Consider the following 22,685-nt stretch of genomic DNA (forward strand, 5'->3'; position numbering starts at 1 on the left):
TCGTAAGGGCGAGAGGGTACCATGCAGGAAGACACACCTAAACGCCGGATCGACTGGACTGGAGATGAGACCGCACGAGCTCGATTCTTTAAGCGAAGTATAACCGGCAGCTTGATAGGAATCGGGATTATCCTGCTCGTCGCCGCGTTTCTGCCGGTTTGATCCATGCTTATCATTGATATCGCCCTGCCGCTCATTCCTATCGCTCTGGCTATCTGGGCGTGCATAGCTTTGTTTCGTCTGCCTTCCGAGGAAACTGCCGATCTCGACGATAGCTGGTTCGACCGGCACAAGCGCTGATTGCTGCCCTCGATTAACCTTCTTCATGATTGCGCTATCCGGCAGGGAACCAGACGGTGCGTCAGCCCAACCAAAAGTTGTTGAAGTTTGCGGTTTGCCCCTTAGCGTTCATTGAAGCATCCATATAGTGCTCCCGGTACACAACAGCTTACCGGGGACAATCATGGAAGCTATTCTCGCACAACTCGTAGGAGGCCTCGCTGGTGGCGCTGCTGGTGGCAAGGTTGTCAAAGACTCTGACCTGGGCAACATCGGCAACCTGATCGCTGGAGCCATAGGCGGCGTCGGAGGCGGCTCGCTACTTGGTTCACTGCTTGGTGCTGGGGGCGCAGCGGCGGGCGGGCTGGATATCGCAGCTATTGCTGGTCAGCTTGTCGGCGGCGGCGTGGCGGGTGCCGTTGTGCAGATCGTTATCGGGTTGATCATCAACAAGGTTATCAAGAAGGCTTGATCCGTGCATAAATTCGAAATCTATCGCGACAAAGCTGGCGAGTTCCGCGTCCGCTTCAAATACAACAGCGAGATCATGTTCTCGACCGAAGGCTACTCTTCCAAAGCCAGTGCGCAGAATGCCATTGACTCGATCAAGAAGAACGGGCCAGCCGCACCGGTTGAGGATAATAGCTGATTCAAGAAGAGCTCGGCGCTGGGCCGAACGATAGACCGGAGTTGGACCCGTTCGAGCAGTGGGAAGCGGAGCAGGAGAAAAAGAAGCGGGTGGGGGAGAAGCGGAAGGAAAAGAAAGAGTAGGCCTTTTCCTTGAAAGCTATCTCTTGGCTACTTGCTTAATGTGGCTGCAAGCCGGCCAGCCAAAACCAACTGGGGAAAGAGATCACCAGATATTGCGTCAATTGGTCGTATGTATATCAAAAATAGTGCTGATCGGAAGCGCAGTGTCTCTGACAAAGACCTAAGTGCTGCGCTCCCGACGTTAGCTGGCGCACCCGCGTTCGGGAGGTGGTAGCAGCCACCTCCCGTTCGGACGCCAAAATTATATTACAAACCTTTGCGCGGCAGGCAACGCCGCAAAATTTAGATCACAGCAAATGTGAAGTTCACCTTACGTGTGGTTCTTGACTCCCCTCCCGTCCATGCCAACATCAACATTGGGTTTATGGGAGGATCATAAGCTACTACTGCGTCAACCACGCCGTTCAGCCGAACGAGGACCATGAGGTTCACGTTCTTGGATGCACCTACTGGCCGTCAAGCAACATGCCGCTAGGACATCACGCTTCATGCTCAACATCTGTAGCAGAAGCCAAACGGTACTATCCGCGATCTAATGGCTGCTACTGCCGGGTCGTGCGCGGCTTGATCATGTTGTCAATGCGGCTGGTCAGGGCATCGATTCGCGTGCCGATGGATTCCATCGCCCGCAGCAATTGGTCAGTCTGCCGCTGCATGCCGTCTTTCGTGGCAAAGTTCTCGGCAACGTGAGTTTGGAACTTTGCAAGCTCGCGCTGCGCAATCCGCCCCTCTTCGCCTGCCTTATCAATGAGCGCCCACATGCGCCAGAATGCACCCGTGATCGCGCCAAGGACGAGGAAGGCTACGCCGATTTCGATAGTCATCCAGCCAGCCCCCGCAACCCTACGACCAGCGACAGCGCCTGCACATAGGCCCACGCCGACACCCCCGCCACTACGGGCGCAAGCCACATAGGCGCGCCAGCTTTTCGTTCTCGGCCAGTATCTGCCGAGCCGTGCCTTCCGTCAGTGTGTCCGTCACACTGGGCCGAATGGGTTTTGCTATGTCGCAATATGATCCCCCGCTAGTCGCGCATCCAGCGACCAAGGCGCTCAGACACAGCGCCGCTATCCAGGCCGTCGACTTCATGCTCGACTTTCCTTGCTTTGTTGATTTCGTTGAGTCTGGTCTCTGTGGCGCGGGCAGCATTGTCCTTGCGGCCCTTGGCATACGCCGCGAACAGGATGGCCAGCGCTGCGCCAATGGCCGCCAGATAGCGGCCTATGCGGCTGGTCAGGGCGGTCCATAACCCGGCCAGCATCACCCCAACCCCAGCTTGCGCCGCACCTGCGGCATGGCAACGATTGCATAAATGGACAGACCGACCAGAGCCGCGCCCAGCAGTAGTTGCAACATCGGATCAAGCGCGCCGATGCCAGCGAACACCGTGCCGATGCCACCCGTTGTCAGCCACGTCCAAAGGCGCTTGCTGGTCAGGAGGCTTTCGTCTTTGGGTTCTGCTGGAGTTGCGGCTGGGTCTGGTTTGGGTTCCGGGACGGTCACAGGGTCGAGCGGCTTCTCTGCCCCCTGCCCCCGCAGCGCAATCAGCAGCGCCGCAACTCCCAACTGTTGGTCGACGTGGTTCGGATCGTACTTGCCGTCCGCGACGTACTTGCCTTTAACATACTGGTTGGTGCCGGCCCAGAGGTACGGCGACGGCAGGCCCTTGTTTCGGTAGCCGAGGCCGTTGTAGCGCTCCAGCAAGTCCAGCGTCGCAGCGAGCGACCAGTCCTTATTCTTGCCTGCATAGGGGTGGCAGTTCATCAGGGCGTCGATTGCCGCATGCTCCCACGACGCAAACGGGCCGCGCCCTTTCGGCACTAGCGTCGTCTTTCTGCCTGTGCCGATGATCTTCTGGCCGTTGTGCAGCACCCCCGCAAACGAGCCCGAAGACTCGCGGTAATGGATCACCGCGATGACGTCCCACGGAACGCCGGTCTTCGAGGCAACGGCTTCATAGCGCGCTTTATTGGCGCGTATCTTCGCGGCCCGCGCCTCTATTTGAGTCGAGCGCGTGAATTTGGCCGCGTTCCAGCGGTCAATGTTTTTCATAGCGATGTCCTATTTTTTCGGCTGGCTACCTGCGGCAAAGTTCCGCCATGCGCATGCGCCAGCAATGATCTCGGTCCCGTAGCACCGCGCCGACCACACGGCAGAACAGGCAGTCATGGCCGCGCGAGCGAGCCATGCGCCCACACAGCGTTTCGCCGGGCTGGCCATGGAACGCAGAATTAATGGCGCGCGAAAGGTTGCCGAGGGCGCGGACAAGTCGCGCTCGGGGATGAGGCATGGATTTGGGCTTTCGGGTTGTCAGAAATAATTGCCGGACTATGGTCGCCTGCGGCTTTCTTCCATTAGCCGCAGGGCTGGTGCGCTATCCGGCAGGGAACTTGACGGTGCGCCAGCGTACCTTGCGCCACCAAAGACCTTGGCTATATTCGACTTGCGGCCTCCCAACAGGTCGCAGAGCCGGCGCACCCCTTGTTGCCCCAATCAACTATCGCGGAGCGCCGGCTCACCCTCTAACGATCAGCGTCATCCATTAAGATTGACATTAGGGCGTTTGCCGCTCAGATGTTTTTCGCGGCCCCCGCCCGGGTCGCAGAGCCGGTGCTCTCTCCCCCAAGGACCATACGGAGCGCCGGCTCTTTTTTGATGTGCGAGCGAGCAAGATCGGGCCGGAAAGGGCCGGTGCTACGGTTTTAAGGCCGCTGGGGTGGCGTCAACTGCTACCCGCCCGCGCTATAAGGAAGAATAGCGGGCGCTGATCATCCAGGATGGGGAATTAATCAATAAGGCGGTATAAAGAACTTATCCAAAAAAACCTCATTGGAGATTTACATGTCTGACCCGTTTTATAGACCCTTTGAAACTATCCAATGGGCAAGGGAAGCAATCAATGAGTTCGAGTCGACATTGCGCGAGTTCTTTGACAGTAAGCCTTATGGCGAAGTCACAGATCTCGATGCAGAGACGGGCGACAGTGTCCTCAAATTTAAACTCATCCGCGACCTCCCGACTGGCTTGGCCAGAAAGGCGACTGAAGCCCTTAACAATATTAGGCATTCCTTCGACCAAGGGCTTTATGCGGGCTGTGTTGCAGTCAAGCGGCGACCCAAGAAGGATATCCATTTCCCTTGGTCTACTACTCCCTCCGACCTTGAGGGGAAGCTCTCCAGACACAACGATGTAATCCCCTCCGAATTTTGGGATATCATACGCGGGGAGCATCCATACCCCGCTAGTGAACGGTACCCCGGAGGCGATGACATTATTCGAGAACTTGCCAAGATAGCGAATGGGAAACACACTATCGGCCTCAAGGTGGTCGGAATGGTTAGCGGCGTCAGATACCCTGATGCCAGAAGTGGCCCTCTCGGTGGGGGACCATTCTCGCTGCCGTTCCCTCAGTGGAATTCGGAAAAAAACGAGTTGATTATAGCCCGGTATCAGGGCGATTGGAGATTCAAGAACAACTACGAGATTGCATTCCAGGTAGCTCTTGATGAGGCCGGGCCTCTTCGGAATGTACCCGTCACCGCCGCCTTTCACGCTTTTGCGGAAAAGTCCGAACAATTCACAAAGGCTCTTAAAATCAAGGCAATCGAGCTGCAAGGTGATTCTTCTGAGTAAGGTAACAAGACAGGATTACTTGACTTAAGAGCCCAGTTTGCCACCACTACGCCAACGCCCACTTGTTGCTGTACGATACCAGCCGCACCGCTGATCCAGCTGCGATCGTAAACCCTGCATGGATATTGTTGCCGGCCGGGAACACCACGTCATTGAGACCGGCAGGCACGCTGACATAAGCCTGCGCGCCATTGACGGCGGGCTGAGGAAGCGCGGTTGTCGCAGACAGAGTTATCGAGCCAGCCCCTGAGGGAGACGACAAGACCAGCCGCATATCCCTGTTTTCGAGCTGCGCGGTAGAGATGCTTGCCCCGTCAACAACGGCTACAGCAGAAGAAATTGACCGAGGGGAAAGAGCCTTTGACCCAGTGGGCCGCGCCGCGCCGCCGCCATGGCTGATAATGGGTACATCAGCACCCGAATAAGACAGGCTCGAACCGATATCATACCGGACCGGAAGGTGACTGAAGTGCGTGCCGGACTGGATTACGCCGGGTCCGAGAACAGCGTTGAGGTTGATCCCGTCTACCGACCAAGACCAAGAGCCACGACTGAAGATTGCAACCCAGCAAGCCTCATCGACTGTAATCCCCCGAATTCGAGCGACGTACTTCCCGGCCGGGCCATACTCGACCTCTTCGAGGAAGATCGGAGCGCCCAGCCTTTTGCCTCCAATCTGAGAAAGCTCCAGATCGCCACAAGGCACACCGTTGATGCGAACGCCATTGGCGTTGACGCTGGTGGGATTGGTGGTGTCCTCATGATCCAGCCTGACATTCGCGATCCTGCCGGATATGGAGTTTTGAGCGTAAACGCCCATTCTGGCAGCGGTCGCGAGCAATGGCAGCCTGGCGTCGTACTGCACGCCGTCGATGTACACATTGTAAAAGCAATGATTTTCGGCCTTGGCCTCATTTGCTCCACGCCCATATCCCTGAGCTGACAGCACCACTGCATACACACCACTGGTGACGCTGGTTTCGGACCTGACATTTTCCAGATACCCATCACTGGCAAAGCCGTTGTGCGCCAGCGCGCAGCACGAAGATTGGTCCTCGGGGTCGTAAACGTCACTCACATCGAAGTCATAAACGCTGTCCTGATCATACGCATGGCGGCATCGGTAGCCGTGAGCCTTCCGCACCCGAACGCCGGTCACGGCATACAGGGCAAGGCCGTAGCCTTCCCCCGATCCGCTAGAGCGCGGCCGATCACAGATGGTGTCATTGCTGGAAAAATTGATGGAGTAACGGCAATCAAATGCCCTGCCAGACGTGTTTTCCGAGCGATGGCGATCAAAGTCCACCCCATCACAATTCCAGACGGAAAAGCCCATGCCGATATGCGTGTTGGTAGGATGGGCTTTGCCGTTGCGAATTGATGCATTTTTATGCTGCACCGGAGAGTAGTAGAACTTGAGCGCACCAGCGCCTTTGTATGAGTAGAGGGGCCATTGCAGGTAGACGGTATTCCCCTCGACGCGATCGATTTTGATCACCTCGTAGTTGACCCCCTGAGTGCCACCGGGCCGCACCGCGCTATCCCACAAGTAGCCAATGTGACCACTGGCAAAAAGGGACGATGCGCCGACAACGGTGAATGAGCGCGCTCCGCGCTGAAGCACCACTTCAGTCACATCATAGGCGGTTCGCGGGCTGTGGCCCATCTGGACGATTGACTGATTGTCCAACGTGTTTACGAGCGTCGATCCGTTTAGATCGAGGTCGAACACCTTGCCGGGGGAAAGGAAATGACCCAGAAGCGTCTGCTTGTCTGGCCATACGATTTTGGAATTGGCCGGCAGGCCTGCGATGATCCTGTTGTAGATCGTGGTGTTGTCAGCGACAGCCGACGACACACCAAATGCAGTCGCTGCGTAAGCGCCTTGCTGATCTGGCAGCACATACAGCTTGACGCCGGCCGCCGTCTCGACGTGATGATCGGTAGCGCCCGTGGATGCCTCCTCGTACAGGAATTCACCGGCCTGCCATACTGTGCCTGCTCCGCCCGGAGCCCGCATGCTGGAAAGTAGATCTGGAATAGATTTGTATCGAAACGTCGGATCATAGAGGGCGGCCTCGGTGGCGGCAGTCTCAGCCCTTTCAGCCTGCGCTTCTGCCGCCGCAACAATCGCCGCGCTGGCATAATCGGATAGCAGTCGGTAATTCGCGCCGTCATCCAGAAACAGATAGATGCCATCGGCAACCAGACCGCCAGATGCAATCTGATTGCCGCTGTTGGTCAGGAGAGGCTTGCCATTGATGGTGACGTTGCCGGTGTTGGGCTCGAGTACGCCACCAAGAATATAGACCGCAGATCCGGGATTGTCGGGCAGTTCAGAATCGGGCTCAGCTACAATGTCGTTAGCCGTGCCGCCGGTAACCGCAAACGAGATTACTCCGCGCGCGAGCTCGATATCGCCGCCCTGCCCCGCGATCAGAGCGAGAATGGCGCTCTCGTAGCTCTTGAGCAGGCGACGGATTTCAGGCTTGCGCGGATTCCACTTACCGCTGGATGGAACCTTGTCAGTGACAAAATCCCGGAAAACCTGAACGGGATCGAAATCGGGGAAAGCCATGCTTTTCTCCATACGAAAGCGCCCCGCCGCGGCAGGGTCTGAGACTCAAATTTTCGAAGTGATCAGTTGTCGGGGCGGGTCAGGTGACGGTGATCGGACCTACGGCCACAGGGACACTTTCGACGCCTGATGCGTTGGCCGCGCGGATCCAGTAGTAGTAATCGCCAGCGGCAAGGCCGGTATCGCTCCAGCTATCAGCCAGAGACGGCGGACCATATTCTACGCGGACAGGAGCCCCGGATTCGACGTTGCTCGTGTTGCGCCTGATATGCGCCGCGACATAGTTCGGGCTGTTAGGCGCCGTCCACGACACACTGACGGCTCCAGTCCCGCCAACGGCATCGACACCTTCGACAATGGCAGGCGCAGTCGGATCGGCAACCGGTGTCACGTATTCCGACGCTGACCATTCGCCCTGCCGACCGTTCGCCTGCGAATATCGGATCTGCGCTTCATACTGGACGCCATCGGAAAGAGCACCGGTTTGGGCTTCTGTTGCATCGTCGCCTATAGGGATGACGGTCCAGTCCGAAGCAGACACCTGCTTGTAGCGCCCATCTACCTTCAGAGATCTATTTGCTGGCCGCGCGAACGTGATGACACCAAGCGGCACCTGCTGATTTCCGACAGTGATTCGGGTAACGCCAAAAGACAGGTCCGCGGGCACCGGAATGGTGCTTTCGACATTCGTTTCCTCGGCAATAGGAGCCTCGCCCTCCTCTGCCGCTGCATCCCACGAAAAAGCCTCGGCCGGCATGGATGCCACCTGAAGAGTGCAACCCAGAAGTATGCCGCCCTCCCCGAGGTTGAACCGGAAATCCTGCACCTCGAACGCGTCATCAATTCCGAACAGCGGATAACGGATGCGCACCCGCCGTTTACCGAACGCCGCCAGACCGCGAAGATTGCACCGGAACTGCCCAACCCATTTCGGGTTTGCGCGGTAATAGGCCCGCTTCATCAGCCGCCGGCACTGGCCGTGAGACGGTGCCATGTTGAATTCAGCCGGAGATATGATCTCCCCGCGCTCATCCACATCATCGGAATCAACCCATGCTTCCGCATCCGTCGCCTGGTAGTCGTGATCCGGCGACAAGAAGGTCGCTGCAATAATGTTGGCCGTGGTCATGATATCCCGACCACGAGAGACATCCGAGAACCCGACGATCGCATCGTCATCGAGGATGACGGTTGGCTCCTGCCACTCGTTGATGTCGAGCGTCACACCGCCATCAGGAGTCGGCACCAGCCAGCCATCGCAGCACGGCAGCATGCGGCCCAGCACATCGGCTGGCCGTTCGTCAAAACGGTAGCTGCCCCACAGCCGCCACGCCGGCTCTGTTCCGCCTGCCTTTAGGGCTACAGGAGCCGCCGCGCGGTTGAACGCACGCTTCCAGCCCTCTGCTGCGATAGGAGTACTGAACAGAGAATCCGGCAGTCGCATGCCATCGGCGTGCCCCATGTAATCTCGGACAATCGCAGCAGCATTGTCGGACCAGGCAACTGTCTCGGTGACCGGATTCCAGACCTTCGACCCCCGCGCGACGACGCGATAGAGCGTGTTGGTGACGTTGGGGAAGATCTGCGCAAAGGTTTCGGCGCCTGACGCCCCCTGAAACGCGTAGAGTGATGAAACACCGTCGCCGCGGTGCGATGCATCCCATTCAGGGAAGACAGCGCCGAGATCGCTATAGTGGGTTTCTGTCGGCAGGCCCATGCGGTACTGAATACGCAGGTGCTTCCACTTGCCATCATAGTTCCAAGGGTGTTCCTGCACGTAACCATTGATATCCAGCGTCACTGGCGCGTCATCGACCCAGATTTCTTCTATCGCGTCGAGTTCGCCTGTTCCCGTGACGATGACTTTGTGAAAGCTTCCTTCTTTGCTTTCACCAAAAGCCCACGGCCCAGAGGTCTTTACGCGTCCATAATGCCGCTGACGAGCTGCGGTCGGATTTTTGATGGAAGTTTGGACATCCTCCGGTTTCGGCTGCCTCGGCGCAAACAGGCGCGATGACAGATAGGATAAACCCACCGAAAGGCCAATTGTCGCTGCGGTGGTCAGTCCGGCGATAAACGCCGCGGAGCCAGCAAGGCCGATTGTAGCCGAACTCGATATAAGGGCAGCAAAGATTGCGCCCTCAATAAAGCCGGTTCGCACGACTCCATGCAAGCCGAGCGAATTATCGCCCGCAAAATTGATGCGCCCCCACTTCATATCGCCCAAGCCTTCCAATATGTGTCAGCCGGGAACAGCATCAGCCCCGATGAATTGCGCGAATGCCATCCATGGCGGCCGCGTATCGCAACACTGATCGGGATTTTTTCGTTGATCCGATCCCCGTGGATGACCAGGCCAACATCACCGAATTGCGGGTCCGCGGTCTTCTCCAGACCGACAGACCGCATAATGCGGTTCACGGCCACTGCGATGCCGCCCGGCTCTGTGAGCCACGCCTGCACATCGTCATCTGTCTCAAAGTCCCGGCCATAGCGAGCGATGGGCGAAAAGCCACGCACGAGAGCAACCCACTTATCTGCCATGCGCCCACACGCGCCGGGATAGGGCCGCAAGGAGGCTTCCCGGCGAAGGAAATCCGCCAGTGCAATTTCGATATCCACGAGGCGTTTTCCTCAGTAGGAAGGATACGTGATCTTCTTGTTGAGCAGGCTGGCCACGAAGCCAAAGAACTTATCGCCGGGCGATCTGGCCTGCTGGTCGCGATCCGTATTGCGGCCATGGGGCGGCCGAGAGCGACCGAAGAAGACGTTCTCGGCAGTCAGCGACACGCTCTGCACCGCGCCCTCTACCCCCTGCATTTCCGAGCGGGAAACCTTTGGCGGCTGCATGAATCCGAAAAACAAGGGGATCGGCACCGAAACACACTGCCAATCTGGATCGAACAGTTGCAGCGAGACGGTCACCATGCGCTGATCAACTTCCTTGGTTTCTGCCAATGCCTTCCCGAGGAAATCGAGAGGCATGTCGGGAAGACCGTCGAGCCCGAGGGTGATGGCTTCAGAAGTCGTTCCCGGCCCAGCAAGCCCCAATCCGTCGATCTGGCCGAACCCATACATTGGGCGATAGGTGTTGCCGTCCAGCGCCGGCAGGTCCGTGTTGCCGTTCCACGCACAGTACGGGCCGCTGAGGAAATCGAACTTTACGAGGAAGTCGCAACGCACTTCCGTCTGCGATAGGTGCTCGATCTGCTCGGGCGTGAAGAAGTCTTCTTCCATCACACATCCTCGATGAAATTGACGGTCGGGCTTCCCCACTTGCGCATGGCAAGCTCCAGATCCAACTCGCTATCGCTGGCAAGCCGCATGCGGCACACTGGATCATCGAAGTTGAGACGGGCACCATCCTCGACGGCTTCCCGCAACGGGGGGCGGAAAGTGAGCTCGCCGCTATCCGAGTCAAAACTGCGCACGCGATACAGCCGTTCCTCGACTGAGAAATGCTGCCCCGGCTGGATATCGCCGGCGACTTCCACATCAACCAGCATGGAAACGGCGCGAACTGGTGCCGCCTCTCTGGCGATGACTGAAATCACCCCGCCCTGATACAGCGATGTGTCGCTGAAGGGAGTTTCGTCGCTATGCGGAACGCGATCATAAAGTTCGTATTCATCAGCCTCTGCGAGGGCCGGCTGATACCCTCGACAGAGCGGCACAAGGATCGGATTTAGTCGACCTTCCAGTAGTGTCGAAATCGATCGATGAGCCAGAATGCTATTGCGATTGCGGACAAGCACATTAGAAAAGGTCGCCTTCCAGATGCCGGCATCACTGGAAACCACCTGCGTCTTGCCACTCACAGACGACGGCCCCGCTAACGTTCGCGGGGCGATATCAAATGCCACGTTCTGCGGGGGCAGAACGCCTACAGGCCAGCGAATTGTCATGGGTTACCCTAAAGCTTGCGAGCCTGCGTTTCGGCAATCATGCCCGACATCTGCCCGCGCACCGACTTCACGCTCTGCTGCACAGACAGTTGCACAAGTGCCCCGGAGCGAGTTCTGATTTGCTGGTCGGCAATATCGGCCATTCTGCCGCTGTCGTCCTGAAGCACGACGCGGATGGTTTCGGTGGAGGCGGGGCCTGAACGATTGACGTAGGATGGCGCAACCGGCGCTTGAATCTGCACAGGAACCTTTCCACCACTCGGCAGGGGGATTACGGCTTCCTGTCCATGAACTACACCTCGGGGCTCTCCGCGCCTTCCGCCGGTATTTGCGGTTCCTGATGCGAAGCCAAAAAGCTTAGGAATGAAGCTTAATATACTCCCTCCTCCGCCTCCAATTCCCTTCGACGCAGATCCAGCCTCGAAGAGCGCGTCCAGCAGGTCATTCTGTAGCTTGTCGACTATCTTGTCGATAACGCCCAGAAAGATGTTGCCCCATTCTTCAGTGGTGATCTTTCCGTCTTCAAGGGCCGATCGAACGTCCGACATAATGCCTTGCACAATGTCGCGCTGAACCGCCATTTCGTTTTGCGCCCGTCTTAGCTCCTCTGCCTGCCGAGCATACGCCGCAGATGCCTCGTCAATCTGCTGTATTTGTTTGGGCGTTAGCTGTGCATTCTGCCAATCCTGATCGCCCTTCTGTCGAGCCGCTTCGCGGGCGTCCTTCAGGGCTTTCTGCTCAAGGTCGAAAGCAACCTTTCGCTTCTGCTGTGCCTCGTACGACAGACCCAACTGCGCGCGCTCTTCTGCCAGCGCAATTGTGCGCTGCTTGATTGCCTCAATGTCTTCAAAGAAGCGGTCGCCAGAGGTCTTTTTGGGCGCTCTGGCTCCACCACCGCCACGCGGTTTAGGCGGCGCCTCAAACTCAATCAGTGGTCGGCTTGTTGGCGTTATTCCGACACTATCCGGAAGCTGCATGTACCCGGTCGTATTGTATCGAACGCGACCACCTTGAGATTCCTTGCCGACAATACCGGCAGACGCCTGTCTTGCCGCGGCAGCAGCCTCAGCAACGGCACGGAAGGCGGAGATGATCGTCGATACGTCCGGCGCATAGCCTGAAATGCGAGACAGTTCGGCCAGCAGGTCTTTGACCGAGATTTCGCCTTCGCGCGCCTTCTCAAGAAGGCCGTTTAGCTCTTCTCTGGCCTTGGCGGAGGAGATTTGATTGATCTCTGCTGCTAGAGCATTAACCGCCACTTGCACTGCATCAAATTTTCTTTCCGCATCGTCAAGCGCCTGCATCATCTCGACAACCGGATCGATCATCCCTCGAAGCTTAGTTACTGCCTCAGTCAGCCCCTCCCCCGAGGCTCCAATAAGGACAATTTCATCCCGAAACTGGCGAGCATCCGACGCCCCAGACTTGAGCCTCTCGATCGCCTCCATAAAGGGGCGAAACATCGACTGAGCTTCAGCTTCTTGCAGCGTTTGAGCAGTCGTCGTTCCAAGAGACGTCTGGATTGCCGATTGAACGGCAGCATCTATAGCTTTCGCAGCAGCCGCCGTCTCTTTAGCAATGCGCTGAGCGAGTTCCTTCTCATTGTGGCTTCGCAGCGCATTTGCCACGGCCGGGTCCGCCATATACTCACGCGCATTAACAAGGGCGCCCTTATACGCCGGCCCAAGGCTATCAATAGTGGCCTTATGTCGCTTGAGCATTTCGTCGAATTTCTCGACTTCTTTGCCCCCACTCATAGCGTATTGAACTATTGCAGTACCGGCTGCGATCACACCAATGGTGACCAGCGACATTGGGCTGATGATGCTCTTGAATGCCTCGCCAATAGCTTGGCCTGCTGACTGGCCGGTTCCTTTCATCGATTCAAAGACGGCAGACAATTGCGTCCCCTGCTGGAGGGCGATCGTCAATGGGTTCATGCCCATAGCGGTAGTGACGCCAATATCCTGGAATTGCGCAGCAATGTTTGCCGTGTTGAAGCGGTTGTTTCCGCCACGAAGCGGGGTATCCGACAGTGCTGCATTTCTCTGCTTGATTGCCGCAATACTCGAAAGCGCAGCCTGTCGCTCCCGCTGAATAGCCGTGGCCATTTCATCGGCACTTATTGCCCCGAGACGATGAGCGGCACGAATCTCATTTACGGCAGTTTTGTAGCTCGTGATGGTTGAGAACATCGGGCTGAATTTCGCCCGAAGCTTCTCCATCTCCTTGCCCTGATTGGCAAGCGCCCCTGTCCATTCCTTGGTCGCAGCAACCTGCACACCAACCATCTTGTTGATGCGGTCCTGCATCCCGGTAGGGATCGCCTTGTCGATGCTCTTGCCGACGGCAGCGAAGCGCTGCTCAATCTGACTACCTGCGCGAGCAATGTCGCCGTCAAGTTTCTTGATTGCGCGCTGCACCGACGACAAGTCTGTGCTTACGCCGATTACAAGATCGTCGGTCTTATCAGCCATGGGATTTCCTGATAGATAAACGCCAGTGGGGAGGCGTCATGAAAGCGCTAATTGCAGCAACTTGCGTCGCGCTACTTGCGGCGGTCGGATATTATTTTTGGAATGAGCACTCTGAGGCTAAGGCTCACGACAAAGCGCGGGTTGAATACCTTAAGAGATCCGTTGAGGATGAGTGCAACGAAGCCGCTCGCCTCTTAAATGATGGCGCCAAACTCGGCCCCGAGACCAGAAGAATGCTAATTGAAAAGTTCGACCGCTGTTCGGCGTACGCCCACTAACGCATACCAGCATATCAGCGCCCCTCTAAGTATTTGAGCAATGCTGTCAAAAGCCTGCCCGCGCCAATAGCCAACCGCTCGCCACCCCTTGACCAGCACGTGTTAGCCGAAGCATGGTGTAAGTGGGCAGTGAGATTGGAGGGTTGCAGAATGACTGAATTCGACAAGTTCAAATCCGACACTGTAGACCGCCCGCTTAATGATGAGCGGATTGAGAAAAAATACACAACCACTCATCTGGAAGAAAAACTGCCGAACCCAGGCACGGCAGACACTAGCCCTCCCCCGGATGATAATAAAAATAGCTAATAATGTCTGACGTCGGAATGCTTGACGTCCTTGCCGGAGTGGCTAGCGTCGCCACTATAGGCGGCCTTTTCTATGCCGGGTATCAACTCAGACAGGCGCGCATGGCTGCGTCTGCGACAACATCTGCCCATATTCTTTCAAATATAAGGTCACGTATTGAAGACGTGTCCAATCAGATCAACGAGCGATCCCTTTATGCCGCCACATGCGACTTACTAAATGAATTGGAACTTTCCTGTGCCATTTATTTCGATGGGCAGTTTGGCGGCAGAACAGGAAAGCTCTCGGTGTCATTTATAAAAGACATTTTAAGGATGCTGGAAAATAATCCTAAAATGCTCGCATGCGTAAAAAGAGCGATACAGGAACCAGATACCTTCGAATGCCTGCGAAAATTCGCGAGAAAATATAAGAAGGATTGGCAGGGCTTTGTCTCGCCATCTGTGCACTCTCAGCAATCAGGGGAACGCGCCCAGATGGTCGGTAGCCAGGACGAAATTTGATCTGCGCCCGAGCTATTACAACATCAAGAGGAATATTTCCCTCTCCAAGTTCGACGGGCGGAAAAATCCGGCGAAAATTCTCTAGACTAATCGCCATCACCCATACTTCGCCAGCATCTTCGCCATCTCGTCGTCGCTCGGCCCGTCGACTTTCTTCTTGCCGCCGTTGGCCTCGTTGTGACCCTCGATCGCCATGAAGTATTCGGTAAGTGTGGAGGCCCAAAACACGTCAGGCGTCCACTTCAGGAAACCAAAAGCTCCCCTCATCCAATCCCGCCAAGGGAACTCTAGGTCGTCGTCACCTTGGCGGCTGCGTCGTTTTTTTCCTCACCCTCGAAGTGGTGAGACAGCGCCTTCGCGAACGCATCGGCACAAGCCGGATAATCCTTGAGCTTGATTACATCCAGCGCCTTTTCGGCGTCTCCGCGGACGGTCAGAAGCGAGATAGCCGCCATAGTGGCTGCCACCTCCGTGCCAGACAGGCGGAGGAACAATTCCGACAAGGACTGGCAGCCAAGGCGCGTCGAAACGGCGGCAAGACCCTTCATCGTGGCGGCGATCACGAGGTCGACGTCGCCAATCCTCAGGGCGACCTCGCCACGGGCGCCGTTGACTTCAAGCGCCATTAGCTGCCCTCCGCGGTGAACTCAAGCGGGCCGGCGGCGACGAAAGTGGCGCTGAAGTCCATATTGCCTTCCATCTCGCCTGAGAATTCAAACTCCGACACCATCCACTCGCCTTCATATTCACCGAGACCGGGAACAACGACCTGCGCGCTGAAGGTCGTGGCATTGGTTACGTGGTCGAGCAGAAGCGAAGAATTCGCCCCCGACACCCACTTGCCGGAGCCATTGAAGGTTCGATTGACGATGCCCGGTTCCGCAGTGCGGACAACGGCATTGCCGGGGTTTTCACAATCGGGAATGGTGGTGTCGATTTCCGATGCGGACAGATTGAAACTACGGGTCTGAATCCCGCAAACGTTCTGGAAGACTTCCGGGGATTGACCGTTGCCGATTTTGATCAGCAGGAGGCGGCCTTTGTGCTGCGGCATGGATTGTTACCTTTCGCGCAAAGAAAGGGCCGCTCGCGGCGGCCCGATGTTATGGTGATGTGGTTGGCGGCAGGGGCGACTAAGGCGCGCTAAAGCCGTTCGGTGAATGCGATGAAGCGAATTGCTGCATGGCTTGTGATGCCGTCCGGGTCACGGAACGTCATCGTGTTTCGGTGGTTGATGGACACCAGCCGGTTAGTAGGTAGGACCAACGGGTATTGGTGTAGTGCCTGGACAACAGCGTCAGCCACCTGCTTGACCTCCATGAATCCGCCCGCATAGGTCGACCACGCGTGAAGGGTCAGGTAGACTTCCTGACCGTCGACGCACTCAGCATCGGCGCGCAAACATTGCGCCTCTCCTATGTCGACATACGGCTCTTGAGCCGTGGCGGGCGGCCTGTCGTATATTTTCTGACCAACAAGCGCGGTCAGCGGCGCATAGTTTTTCAGGTGCGCAACTATCGCTCCCTGAAGCTCAAGGTCTGGCGATGCCATTCTGGATCCCGTCTAGGCTACCTGTTCGTGGCTACCCGCCCCGCACTTCCCGCACAGCCCGATTGATGGCGGCGTTAATCGTCCTTTTGGCGCGAGGCTTGAACTCGTTCCACGTCGGGAATACGTGGGGCTGCGCCATGGTACCGGGATGTTGTCCGCCCTGTGTCTGACGGCGGCCCGCATCGCGGCGGGCATTTCTTGCCAGGCTGTGGGGCTTCGTACCAAACTCCAGAAACCGCCATATGAACGGCGCATAGACCGCCGTCGCGTCCGGGTCTTTCGACTTTTGCCCGACAACAGGAGCATGGTTCGGGTTGTCTGCCTGTCTCTCGCCCTTGATTTCCGACATGTAATCGCCCGTATCGAATGGCGCAGCAGCCGAAATCAGGTTCGCGGCCTCTTTAACAACTTCAAGCTTGGCCTCGGCAGCGTACTCTTCGGCCATCGGCGCAAGCTCGTTCAGGCGGCGCATAAGTGCGGCTCGGCCCATCATCTTTGCCTTAAGCGCCACCCCTACCCCGCCTCCCCTTCTACGATCAGGAATTCGAGATACGCATCCCGCTCATCGATATTTACGACAGCCTTGATGTTGTATTCGCGGCCAGTCCGCACATTCCGCACCCGCCACGCGGGGGTCACAGAGCGCGTTGCGGTGCTGCTGCGCACTGTCATGGTATAAGGCTGGATGCCCGCTAGGCGGGAAGCTATGACGGGCTCTGACCCCATGCGGGGCTGCAACCGAGCCGCGTCCTGAAAGCGCTCAACGTAGCCGGTGGTAATCCCGCCGTAGCCGTCGTCGATGTTGTCGGGTTCAAGGAAGGCAATTTTTCCCGATAGAGAACCGGCGCCTTGTCTACGCGGCTTTGCCATCGCGGTTGCCTTTCCTCTCGATCATGACGGCCTTACCCGCCGTCACGGCCAGTTCTGCCGCACGCCGCGGTACGTTGTAGTCGCCGGGCTGATAAACCACGCAACTGGCCGATGTCGGCTTCCACTTCCACACGGAAATAACTCTGATCCACGCCATTAGGTCGCCAGTTTCCACGCCCTACGGCGCTCTATCCGTGGCCTGCCATCTGGATGCTTCTCGACGCTCGGAAGGTCATCGTGGTCCACCAGCGATTCCGCAGGATAAACCACGTCTCTTCCCGTCACAGAGCGCCAAGCCTTGCCGATTGCAAAGTCCGCCGGCCCTTTATGAATGGCCCGCAGAACGTCACAAACGCCCCATGCCGGGACGCTGTAGCAAACGCCGTGGATCAGTTGAGGCAGGCGAACGACGTAGTTTCCACTCGCCAACTGGCGCTTGATTTCCGCCTGATATTGCGGCGGTCGGCCCGTGCCCAGATAGAGCGAAACCAAGTCGTTCGGACAATGGGCAAGCCATTGTGCTGCCCGCGCCCGAAAGTCCGGCACAGGAAGCGCGTCGTCCTCCATGACGACACATCTGCCACCCTGCACCGCGCACCACTCCAGCGCCCGCGTGTGGCCCCACAATGCACCACGGTCGGCGTCGTCTATCACAATGTGATCGGCGGGAAGTCTCTTGGCGCGCCCCAAGCGGCTATGGTGCGCCACCACGACAATCTTCACGGTGCCTTCCGCATGGCGGCAAGGTTGAACGAGAAATGCACCCAGTCCAGCGCATAACCGCGCCAGAACTCCTGCGGGAACAGATCAAGTCGACCACGACCTTTGAAATTCACATCATCAGCCATTCGGCGCAGATACTGCATCGCAGTAGGTGCGCCGGTAGCGGTCGGAAGGTCCGGGTTTTCGTTGGCCTCATTCGCCCCGTAATAATGGGAATGGTAGGCCATATGCGTGTCTTCGACGGCATAAATGCCGCCTCGCTTCAGCATGGGCCAAAGCAGTTCCAACGACCGGATGGTGAGGCTTGACAGGTGTGACGCGTCATCAATGATGATGTCGAAATCGCCAAACTCGGCATGCAGCGCAGACAAAAATTCGGGATCGTCCTGAGACCCGCGCCGGAAGTTGATGCCGGTGTGTTTTTCCGTCAGCGTCTTTTCTTCGACGTCGACCACGACAATCTTGCCGTTGCGGAAATAATCCCGCCACATAAGGGCGGACGCGCCGCCCTTCTCCGGGTCTTCGTGGCCGCCGTATCCCAACTCAAGCAGCGTGACGGGTTGGTCGCGAAGATCATCGAACCATTGAGCATACCATCGGACATAGTCGTGATGGCCGGCCTTATCGGTGCCGTGTAGCAGTCCTAGATCGCGCAGGCTTACTTGTGTTGCCACCATGCATACTCCTTGCCGGTCCCGTTGCTGCGGAACACCGTGTGCACCTGCGGACCCGTCACAATGCGATCGGCCCATTTCGTGTAGGCCACGTAGTTAAACGTGGCCATGTCACCTATTTCCCGGCCATGCGGCACGGCCTTCCAGAACCTTCGCGCGCCCAGCCAATGGGTGTCCGACACGATGTCGTGTGCGAACTTCATGACGGTCTCGCGTGTCCCGCCAACCAGTCCAGCATTCAGCATCGGCTTTGAGGCGTTCGCCTTCACGAACTCACGAAGGTGCGGCGCGTCATGGTTCTTGATGATCCACTCGTCAGCCAGCGTCTTAGGCTCAGACCCGACATAAAGCTTGTCAGGGTCCATCTCTCCCCAAGGCTCGCGCAACATGACGACATCTGTGCCGTCCGTGCACCAGACCAGCCCAACGTCCTTGTTGGCCCGCAGCCATTGGTAGATGTGCATCCACCGAAGGAAATAAGGATTGCTGTCCAGACCCTCGACGGGCACGATCTCGGCCCCTTTCGGCGCTACGGATAACTCATCAGCCAGAACGATGCGATCGGCGTCACTCACGGAAGCCGACCACGCCTCAAGCAGGCTGGCCGCCGGCTTCATCTTCGTTCCGCGCTGCGGATCTGACGCAGTAGTCAGAAGGAACGTCAAGGCGACGTTTCTTTTCTCCCGGAAGTCCACATATGCGGTATAGCCACTATCTCGGCGCTCGTTGTGGACCGCTGCATTCTTCCGAACCAGCGCTTCACGGTCAGCTTTAGGCACACTGCGTTTTACCGCGTTGTGCTCATCCAGGCTGTGAATCAATTTGTTGCTGCCCGCGACGTCAGCAAATGGCCACGTCGTCAGGCCGGTATGGTGGATCCGGATGGCCAGATCGGAATGCTCGTACATCCCCCGGCCATATATCCAGTCGAAACCACCAACTGCGTCAATTGCCGACTTGTTATAGTACAGCATGACGCCGCGCTGACCCGAATAAGCCACATGTCGCTTGTCAGCGTGCATCACGCATATATCGTTCAGCTTCGTCGGGCCTATCAAATCCAGAAACTGATAGGCAAGGTGTGGCTCAGGGCTGTCGATATAAGGTTCGTGCCAGCCGTCCGCTACCGGATACGCATCGTCATCCCACAGGAACAACTCGGTGCATCCGGCATCGATCAGTACGCGCAAACTGGCGTTCTTGGACGCCACAATGCCCTTTGACTTCTCGTGTCGGACCAGATGCACCCAGTCGGGCACCGATACCGGGTCAGAAGAACCGTCATCGATCACCGCAACAAATGCCCCCGAAGGCAGGTGCTTCTTGTGCTGCTCCAGCGTTTTGGCGAGTATGTCGTTTCTGTCGTGCGTCGTAATGGCAATGCCGATATTCGACGACCGTTTACAGGCAGGCGCATACTCAACGCCGTCGATTACGACGCGCATCAGCTCTCCTCGGGAAGATTATGCGAGTGCCGGGTCGCGCAGTTGGTAGAGCAACGAAATCACCGGCTTTGGTAGATAGCCAAGCTCGTAGACGCCATCGAGGTCCGCATCGCGATTTTCATTCATGTTGCCAACGAGGAATATCGTGGCCCACTTGACGCGCTGCGGAACCTTGGAAGGATCAATGTTGCCGGAGCCATCCACGAAGATGCTGGCTCCGGCCTTCAGATAGGCAATAACCGCCTCCGACGCCGCCTCGATGAACATCGTGAGAACGCTGTCGTCATCGTCGTGGAAAATACGAAGCGTCGCCTTGGTTTCGGCAAGATCAACAAGCTGAACCATTACTTCAACCTGACTGGCTCGTGCGCCTTTGGCTCCTGCGGAGAATAATCCTTGCCGTCTCGGCCTGCCTTAGCAGCGAGAGACCAACCAGAATCACGGTCGCCCGGCCTGTCTCCGTTGCCGTCAACGTTGCAGTGCCACAGCGAGCCGTTCCACGTCACAGTGTCGCCCCTGCTGTAGGTCTGATCGTGCTTATAGGCTCCGCGGTAAATCATCGTCGGTATGCCTAATTCCACGGCAAACGACGTGTCGGTTTCATCGGCAAACTTCAGCAGAATGGAACGGCCATCCGGCATCAATTCCGCGTCGAAGTCCTTCAACGAAAAACCGTCCCGGCCGGGCGCCCCATCCTTACCGACAATCGGCCCAAGGTCGCGAGTTGCACCGTTGGACATGGTGACGATCAGATGTCCGGCGTCGCTCTTGAAGAACTCTACTGCATCAACGCCGTCCTTGCCGTCTCGGCCATCGGCACCATCTGCGCCGCGCTCGCCCGCCTCACCTTTTTCGCCGCGCTCGCCTTTTTCGCCATCCTTCCCGTCAGCACCTACGACTACGCCCAGCTTCTGGACGCCGCCGTCGGAAAGAGTGACAACCAGCTCACCGTTCTTGTCGATCAGGGCTGCGGCGAGCCCGACGCCGTTCTGGCCGTCTTTGCCGGCATCCCCGCGTTCGCCTCGATCGCCTTTCTCGCCCTTCTCGGGCAGGCGTTTTTCAAGGGCATCAATGCGCGACGTGATGCCAGCAAGAGCCTTGTCGATATACGCCTTCGCGCCGGAAACCAGCGTGTCAGCCAACCGCTTGGTGTCAAGCACTGGCCCACGCCCGCTCGACATCTTCGTTTGCTTCGTCATCTAGATCGGTTTCCGGTTCTTCCTCGGCGGCCTCAGCATGTTCTGGCGCGCCCCTCCCAAATGGATCGGGACCAGCGTCACGCTTCGCCAGAGCTTCAAGGCTATGGTCCTGCTCTTGCAGGTAAACGGTATCGCCACCCGCAACAGGTTTGACGTTGAGCCGCAGGCGCTGCTCGTTAACAGTCAGTTTGCCCTTGGACTTCTCCAGCACGTCCATCTGCGTGACGGCATCCATGCGCAACAGGTTATCCAAATCAAACTCGACACCCATTGACGACTTGCCGGGCTGCATCAAGCTAAGCCCTTCATCGAGGCAAATTTCAATGTCCTCGATATGACGCTGAAGGCACTGCGAATAGTATTCGACGTTCAGCGCCTGCACATTGTTGTACGAAGGAAGCTGCCCCACGCCGATTTTGTACGGCGGGACATGGAACGTCGAACAGATAACCTCGGCGGTCCAGCGCAACTGTTCAATCAACTGCGACTCGTGCGCGCTGATCATGAGTTGCTGATATTGCAGCCCATCACCAACAACCGCGACCTTGCCAGCGTTCTTACCCGAAAACTCAGTTTCCCAGTAAGCCTTAAGACGCGCCGCCGTCTCGTCGCTAATATTCCCCGGAGCAGTCAGGATGCCGCCCGGCTGCGACTTGTTGCCGAAGAATGTCGCTGAATTGTTCTGGATGTGGACGCCCTGCATGGCGGCAACGCCGTTCGCAAAGATGGGCGACGTACCGACCAGCGGGTGAAACAGGCAGTTGAATCGATCGTGAATGATTTCCGACGCGGGGACAAGAATGTCCTCCTGAACGTTCGGCAGATTATCTGCGGCGAGCTGGTAGAAAACCTCGCCATCGTCCGTCACCATGACGGTGACGAGGTTCGGATCCAGCACATAAAGCGCAGTCACAACACCGCGATTGTCCCTCTCCTTAAGGACATAGGTGTTGCCGCGCATAAGCTTGGACAGCACCCAATTCTCATAGAATTGAATGCGGGTCTGGTAATGGTTCGGCTTCCGTAAGACTGGGGTATAGGCGGGGTTAGAAACCTCTTCCCACACACCGCTGCTGTGCTCCTGAACCAGCTTTACGCGGAGCTTCGCAATATCGGACGCAATGAGAGTCATGCAGGCGTAAACGGCATGATAAGCCAGAACGGAGTCACGCTTGACAACTATGTTGCGCTGCCAGTTGCCTGTGTTGGCTTCAAATATCTTGTGCCAGCCACGGTTGTCATTAACCGACGACAGCGTTGCAGCCTTCCGCTCACCGGTGAAAGGCACTGGAAGGCCAAATATTTTCATTCACACGCCTCTTTTACCGCTTTAGCCTTGCGCGTGCGCGGCTTTGGGGCTTCATCATCTTCTGTTTCCGGCTCCGGCTCCGCCTCGGCGGCGTACCCAAGCAGCCGCAGCACAGCCGCATACCGCCAGTCGTTGGCGCGCAGGGCACGCGTCATGTACGTCGGCATGTCATCTCCAATGA

Annotated in this window: 28 protein-coding genes and 1 pseudogene; 6 read left to right on the forward strand and 23 right to left on the reverse strand. The window is 57.3% G+C overall.

Features of this window, described 5'->3' with window-relative positions; all coding sequences use genetic code 11:
• Positions 1-165 precede the first annotated feature (165 nt).
• The 3 genes from HNR59_RS20935 (at position 166) to HNR59_RS14145 (ending at position 928) form a co-directional block, all read left to right on the forward strand.
• On the forward strand, positions 166-300 hold the full coding sequence (locus tag HNR59_RS20935) for a hypothetical protein (RefSeq protein ID WP_281379475.1): 135 nt from the start codon (positions 166-168) through the stop codon (positions 298-300).
• A gap of 163 nt (positions 301-463) precedes the next feature.
• The gene (locus HNR59_RS14140) at positions 464-751 is read left to right on the forward strand and encodes a hypothetical protein (protein ID WP_183831676.1); all 288 of its coding nucleotides are present in this window, start codon (positions 464-466) and stop codon (positions 749-751) included.
• A 3-nt stretch (positions 752-754) separates the two neighbouring features.
• Positions 755-928, forward strand: a complete 174-nt coding sequence (locus tag HNR59_RS14145) for a DUF1508 domain-containing protein (protein WP_183831677.1) — start codon at positions 755-757, stop codon at positions 926-928.
• Between the two features lie 664 nt (positions 929-1,592).
• Here the strand turns inward: HNR59_RS14145 and HNR59_RS14150 are convergent.
• The 3 genes from HNR59_RS14150 to HNR59_RS14160 form a co-directional block, all read right to left on the reverse strand.
• A complete protein-coding gene (locus HNR59_RS14150) occupies positions 1,593-1,874 on the reverse strand; it encodes a hypothetical protein (RefSeq protein ID WP_183831678.1) in 282 nt (93 codons plus the stop codon).
• 200 nt (positions 1,875-2,074) lie between these two features.
• Positions 2,075-2,311, reverse strand: a complete 237-nt coding sequence (locus HNR59_RS14155; RefSeq protein ID WP_183831679.1) for a hypothetical protein — start codon at positions 2,309-2,311, stop codon at positions 2,075-2,077.
• Positions 2,311-3,102, reverse strand: coding sequence for a hypothetical protein (locus tag HNR59_RS14160; RefSeq protein WP_183831680.1), 792 nt, complete (start codon positions 3,100-3,102; stop codon positions 2,311-2,313). The genes HNR59_RS14155 and HNR59_RS14160 overlap by 1 nt, the downstream gene beginning before the upstream one ends.
• Positions 3,103-3,891: 789 nt before the next feature.
• On the opposite strand from HNR59_RS14160, the gene HNR59_RS14165 reads away from it, so the two are divergent.
• A complete protein-coding gene (locus HNR59_RS14165; RefSeq protein ID WP_183831681.1) occupies positions 3,892-4,683 on the forward strand; it encodes a hypothetical protein in 792 nt (263 codons plus the stop codon).
• A 46-nt stretch (positions 4,684-4,729) separates the two neighbouring features.
• Here HNR59_RS14165 and HNR59_RS14170 read toward each other — a convergent pair whose 3' ends face one another.
• The 6 genes from HNR59_RS14170 to HNR59_RS14195 all read right to left on the reverse strand — a co-directional run bounded on the left by HNR59_RS14170 (position 4,730) and on the right by HNR59_RS14195 (position 13,643).
• Positions 4,730-7,261, reverse strand: a complete 2,532-nt coding sequence (locus tag HNR59_RS14170; RefSeq protein WP_183831682.1) for a hypothetical protein — start codon at positions 7,259-7,261, stop codon at positions 4,730-4,732.
• Positions 7,262-7,340: 79 nt separating this feature from the next.
• A complete protein-coding gene (locus HNR59_RS14175; protein WP_183831683.1) occupies positions 7,341-9,479 on the reverse strand; it encodes a phage tail protein in 2,139 nt (712 codons plus the stop codon).
• Positions 9,476-9,883: a hypothetical protein gene (locus HNR59_RS14180; protein ID WP_183831684.1), complete on the reverse strand. Its 408-nt coding sequence runs from the start codon at positions 9,881-9,883 to the stop codon at positions 9,476-9,478. Before HNR59_RS14180 ends, HNR59_RS14175 begins: the two co-directional genes overlap by 4 nt.
• A 12-nt stretch (positions 9,884-9,895) precedes the next feature.
• Entirely contained in the window at positions 9,896-10,498 is a 603-nt protein-coding gene (locus tag HNR59_RS14185) for a hypothetical protein (RefSeq protein ID WP_183831685.1), read from the reverse strand.
• On the reverse strand, positions 10,498-11,166 hold the full coding sequence (locus HNR59_RS14190; protein WP_183831686.1) for a hypothetical protein: 669 nt from the start codon (positions 11,164-11,166) through the stop codon (positions 10,498-10,500). Before HNR59_RS14190 ends, HNR59_RS14185 begins: the two co-directional genes overlap by 1 nt.
• 8 nt (positions 11,167-11,174) lie before the next feature.
• A complete protein-coding gene (locus tag HNR59_RS14195; protein ID WP_183831687.1) occupies positions 11,175-13,643 on the reverse strand; it encodes a phage tail length tape measure family protein in 2,469 nt (822 codons plus the stop codon).
• Between the two features lie 428 nt (positions 13,644-14,071).
• Here HNR59_RS14195 and HNR59_RS14200 point away from each other — a divergent pair, with 428 nt between their 5' ends.
• Complete coding sequence (locus HNR59_RS14200; protein ID WP_183831688.1) at positions 14,072-14,230, forward strand: hypothetical protein; 159 nt, start codon at positions 14,072-14,074, stop codon at positions 14,228-14,230.
• A gap of 17 nt (positions 14,231-14,247) precedes the next feature.
• Positions 14,248-14,733, forward strand: coding sequence for a hypothetical protein (locus tag HNR59_RS14205; RefSeq protein WP_183831689.1), 486 nt, complete (start codon positions 14,248-14,250; stop codon positions 14,731-14,733).
• Positions 14,734-14,829: 96 nt separating this feature from the next.
• Here the strand turns inward: HNR59_RS14205 and HNR59_RS14210 are convergent.
• From HNR59_RS14210 to HNR59_RS14275, 14 genes and pseudogenes are all read right to left on the reverse strand, one after another.
• Positions 14,830-15,006, reverse strand: a pseudogene (locus HNR59_RS14210) (phage tail assembly chaperone); the annotation flags it as partial.
• A 14-nt stretch (positions 15,007-15,020) separates the two neighbouring features.
• A complete protein-coding gene (locus HNR59_RS14215; protein WP_183831691.1) occupies positions 15,021-15,359 on the reverse strand; it encodes a hypothetical protein in 339 nt (112 codons plus the stop codon).
• Positions 15,359-15,787: a phage tail tube protein gene (locus HNR59_RS14220; RefSeq protein WP_183831692.1), complete on the reverse strand. Its 429-nt coding sequence runs from the start codon at positions 15,785-15,787 to the stop codon at positions 15,359-15,361. The genes HNR59_RS14215 and HNR59_RS14220 overlap by 1 nt, the downstream gene beginning before the upstream one ends.
• Positions 15,788-15,876: 89 nt before the next feature.
• The gene (locus HNR59_RS14225; RefSeq protein ID WP_183831693.1) at positions 15,877-16,284 is read right to left on the reverse strand and encodes a DUF3168 domain-containing protein; all 408 of its coding nucleotides are present in this window, start codon (positions 16,282-16,284) and stop codon (positions 15,877-15,879) included.
• Positions 16,285-16,315: 31 nt separating this feature from the next.
• Positions 16,316-16,756 (reverse strand): HK97 gp10 family phage protein, encoded by a 441-nt coding sequence (locus HNR59_RS14230; RefSeq protein WP_246374717.1) that lies wholly within the window; start codon positions 16,754-16,756, stop codon positions 16,316-16,318.
• A 41-nt stretch (positions 16,757-16,797) separates the two neighbouring features.
• Positions 16,798-17,154: a phage head closure protein gene (locus tag HNR59_RS14235; protein WP_183831694.1), complete on the reverse strand. Its 357-nt coding sequence runs from the start codon at positions 17,152-17,154 to the stop codon at positions 16,798-16,800.
• Positions 17,138-17,311, reverse strand: a complete 174-nt coding sequence (locus HNR59_RS14240; protein WP_183831695.1) for a hypothetical protein — start codon at positions 17,309-17,311, stop codon at positions 17,138-17,140. The genes HNR59_RS14235 and HNR59_RS14240 overlap by 17 nt, the downstream gene beginning before the upstream one ends.
• Positions 17,311-17,877 carry a hypothetical protein gene (locus tag HNR59_RS14245; RefSeq protein WP_183831696.1) on the reverse strand — a complete coding sequence of 189 codons (567 nt, stop codon included), beginning with the start codon at positions 17,875-17,877 and terminating at the stop codon, positions 17,311-17,313. The genes HNR59_RS14240 and HNR59_RS14245 overlap by 1 nt, the downstream gene beginning before the upstream one ends.
• On the reverse strand, positions 17,874-18,554 hold the full coding sequence (locus HNR59_RS14250; RefSeq protein WP_183831697.1) for a class I SAM-dependent methyltransferase: 681 nt from the start codon (positions 18,552-18,554) through the stop codon (positions 17,874-17,876). Before HNR59_RS14250 ends, HNR59_RS14245 begins: the two co-directional genes overlap by 4 nt.
• The gene (locus HNR59_RS14255; protein ID WP_183831698.1) at positions 18,536-19,996 is read right to left on the reverse strand and encodes a glycosyltransferase family 2 protein; all 1,461 of its coding nucleotides are present in this window, start codon (positions 19,994-19,996) and stop codon (positions 18,536-18,538) included. Before HNR59_RS14255 ends, HNR59_RS14250 begins: the two co-directional genes overlap by 19 nt.
• An 18-nt stretch (positions 19,997-20,014) precedes the next feature.
• A complete protein-coding gene (locus tag HNR59_RS14260) occupies positions 20,015-20,341 on the reverse strand; it encodes a head-tail connector protein (RefSeq protein WP_183831699.1) in 327 nt (108 codons plus the stop codon).
• On the reverse strand, positions 20,341-21,156 hold the full coding sequence (locus HNR59_RS14265) for a hypothetical protein (protein WP_210307365.1): 816 nt from the start codon (positions 21,154-21,156) through the stop codon (positions 20,341-20,343). Before HNR59_RS14265 ends, HNR59_RS14260 begins: the two co-directional genes overlap by 1 nt.
• Positions 21,149-22,504 (reverse strand): phage portal protein, encoded by a 1,356-nt coding sequence (locus tag HNR59_RS14270; protein WP_183831701.1) that lies wholly within the window; start codon positions 22,502-22,504, stop codon positions 21,149-21,151. The genes HNR59_RS14265 and HNR59_RS14270 overlap by 8 nt, the downstream gene beginning before the upstream one ends.
• Complete coding sequence (locus HNR59_RS14275; RefSeq protein WP_183831702.1) at positions 22,501-22,671, reverse strand: hypothetical protein; 171 nt, start codon at positions 22,669-22,671, stop codon at positions 22,501-22,503. Before HNR59_RS14275 ends, HNR59_RS14270 begins: the two co-directional genes overlap by 4 nt.
• Positions 22,672-22,685 lie beyond the last annotated feature (14 nt).

This window comes from Aquamicrobium lusatiense (genome assembly GCF_014201615.1).
Lineage (GTDB): Bacteria > Pseudomonadota > Alphaproteobacteria > Rhizobiales > Rhizobiaceae > Mesorhizobium > Mesorhizobium lusatiense.

Bases quoted from the DNA above. Each gene is read 5' to 3' on its own strand.
- HNR59_RS14185 (WP_183831685.1), bottom strand. From the start codon at position 10,498: ATGGAAGAAGACTTCTTCACGCCCGAGCAGATCGAGCACCTATCGCAG.
- HNR59_RS20935 (WP_281379475.1), top strand. From the start codon at position 166: ATGCTTATCATTGATATCGCCCTGCCGCTCATTCCTATCGCTCTGGCT.
- HNR59_RS14155 (WP_183831679.1), bottom strand. From the start codon at position 2,311: ATGCTGGCCGGGTTATGGACCGCCCTGACCAGCCGCATAGGCCGCTAT.
- HNR59_RS14215 (WP_183831691.1), bottom strand. From the start codon at position 15,359: ATGGCGCTTGAAGTCAACGGCGCCCGTGGCGAGGTCGCCCTGAGGATT.
- HNR59_RS14170 (WP_183831682.1), bottom strand. From the start codon at position 7,261: ATGGCTTTCCCCGATTTCGATCCCGTTCAGGTTTTCCGGGATTTTGTC.
- HNR59_RS14235 (WP_183831694.1), bottom strand. From the start codon at position 17,154: ATGGCAAAGCCGCGTAGACAAGGCGCCGGTTCTCTATCGGGAAAAATT.
- HNR59_RS14255 (WP_183831698.1), bottom strand. From the start codon at position 19,996: ATGCGCGTCGTAATCGACGGCGTTGAGTATGCGCCTGCCTGTAAACGG.
- HNR59_RS14225 (WP_183831693.1), bottom strand. From the start codon at position 16,284: ATGGCATCGCCAGACCTTGAGCTTCAGGGAGCGATAGTTGCGCACCTG.
- HNR59_RS14140 (WP_183831676.1), top strand. From the start codon at position 464: ATGGAAGCTATTCTCGCACAACTCGTAGGAGGCCTCGCTGGTGGCGCT.
- HNR59_RS14275 (WP_183831702.1), bottom strand. From the start codon at position 22,671: ATGCCGACGTACATGACGCGTGCCCTGCGCGCCAACGACTGGCGGTAT.
- HNR59_RS14270 (WP_183831701.1), bottom strand. From the start codon at position 22,504: ATGAAAATATTTGGCCTTCCAGTGCCTTTCACCGGTGAGCGGAAGGCT.
- HNR59_RS14230 (WP_246374717.1), bottom strand. From the start codon at position 16,756: ATGCGCCGCCTGAACGAGCTTGCGCCGATGGCCGAAGAGTACGCTGCC.
- HNR59_RS14220 (WP_183831692.1), bottom strand. From the start codon at position 15,787: ATGCCGCAGCACAAAGGCCGCCTCCTGCTGATCAAAATCGGCAACGGT.
- HNR59_RS14165 (WP_183831681.1), top strand. From the start codon at position 3,892: ATGTCTGACCCGTTTTATAGACCCTTTGAAACTATCCAATGGGCAAGG.
- HNR59_RS14175 (WP_183831683.1), bottom strand. From the start codon at position 9,479: ATGAAGTGGGGGCGCATCAATTTTGCGGGCGATAATTCGCTCGGCTTG.
- HNR59_RS14160 (WP_183831680.1), bottom strand. From the start codon at position 3,102: ATGAAAAACATTGACCGCTGGAACGCGGCCAAATTCACGCGCTCGACT.
- HNR59_RS14250 (WP_183831697.1), bottom strand. From the start codon at position 18,554: ATGGTGGCAACACAAGTAAGCCTGCGCGATCTAGGACTGCTACACGGC.
- HNR59_RS14195 (WP_183831687.1), bottom strand. From the start codon at position 13,643: ATGGCTGATAAGACCGACGATCTTGTAATCGGCGTAAGCACAGACTTG.
- HNR59_RS14205 (WP_183831689.1), top strand. From the start codon at position 14,248: ATGCTTGACGTCCTTGCCGGAGTGGCTAGCGTCGCCACTATAGGCGGC.
- HNR59_RS14260 (WP_183831699.1), bottom strand. From the start codon at position 20,341: ATGGTTCAGCTTGTTGATCTTGCCGAAACCAAGGCGACGCTTCGTATT.
- HNR59_RS14190 (WP_183831686.1), bottom strand. From the start codon at position 11,166: ATGACAATTCGCTGGCCTGTAGGCGTTCTGCCCCCGCAGAACGTGGCA.
- HNR59_RS14200 (WP_183831688.1), top strand. From the start codon at position 14,072: ATGACTGAATTCGACAAGTTCAAATCCGACACTGTAGACCGCCCGCTT.
- HNR59_RS14240 (WP_183831695.1), bottom strand. From the start codon at position 17,311: ATGGCGTGGATCAGAGTTATTTCCGTGTGGAAGTGGAAGCCGACATCG.
- HNR59_RS14150 (WP_183831678.1), bottom strand. From the start codon at position 1,874: ATGACTATCGAAATCGGCGTAGCCTTCCTCGTCCTTGGCGCGATCACG.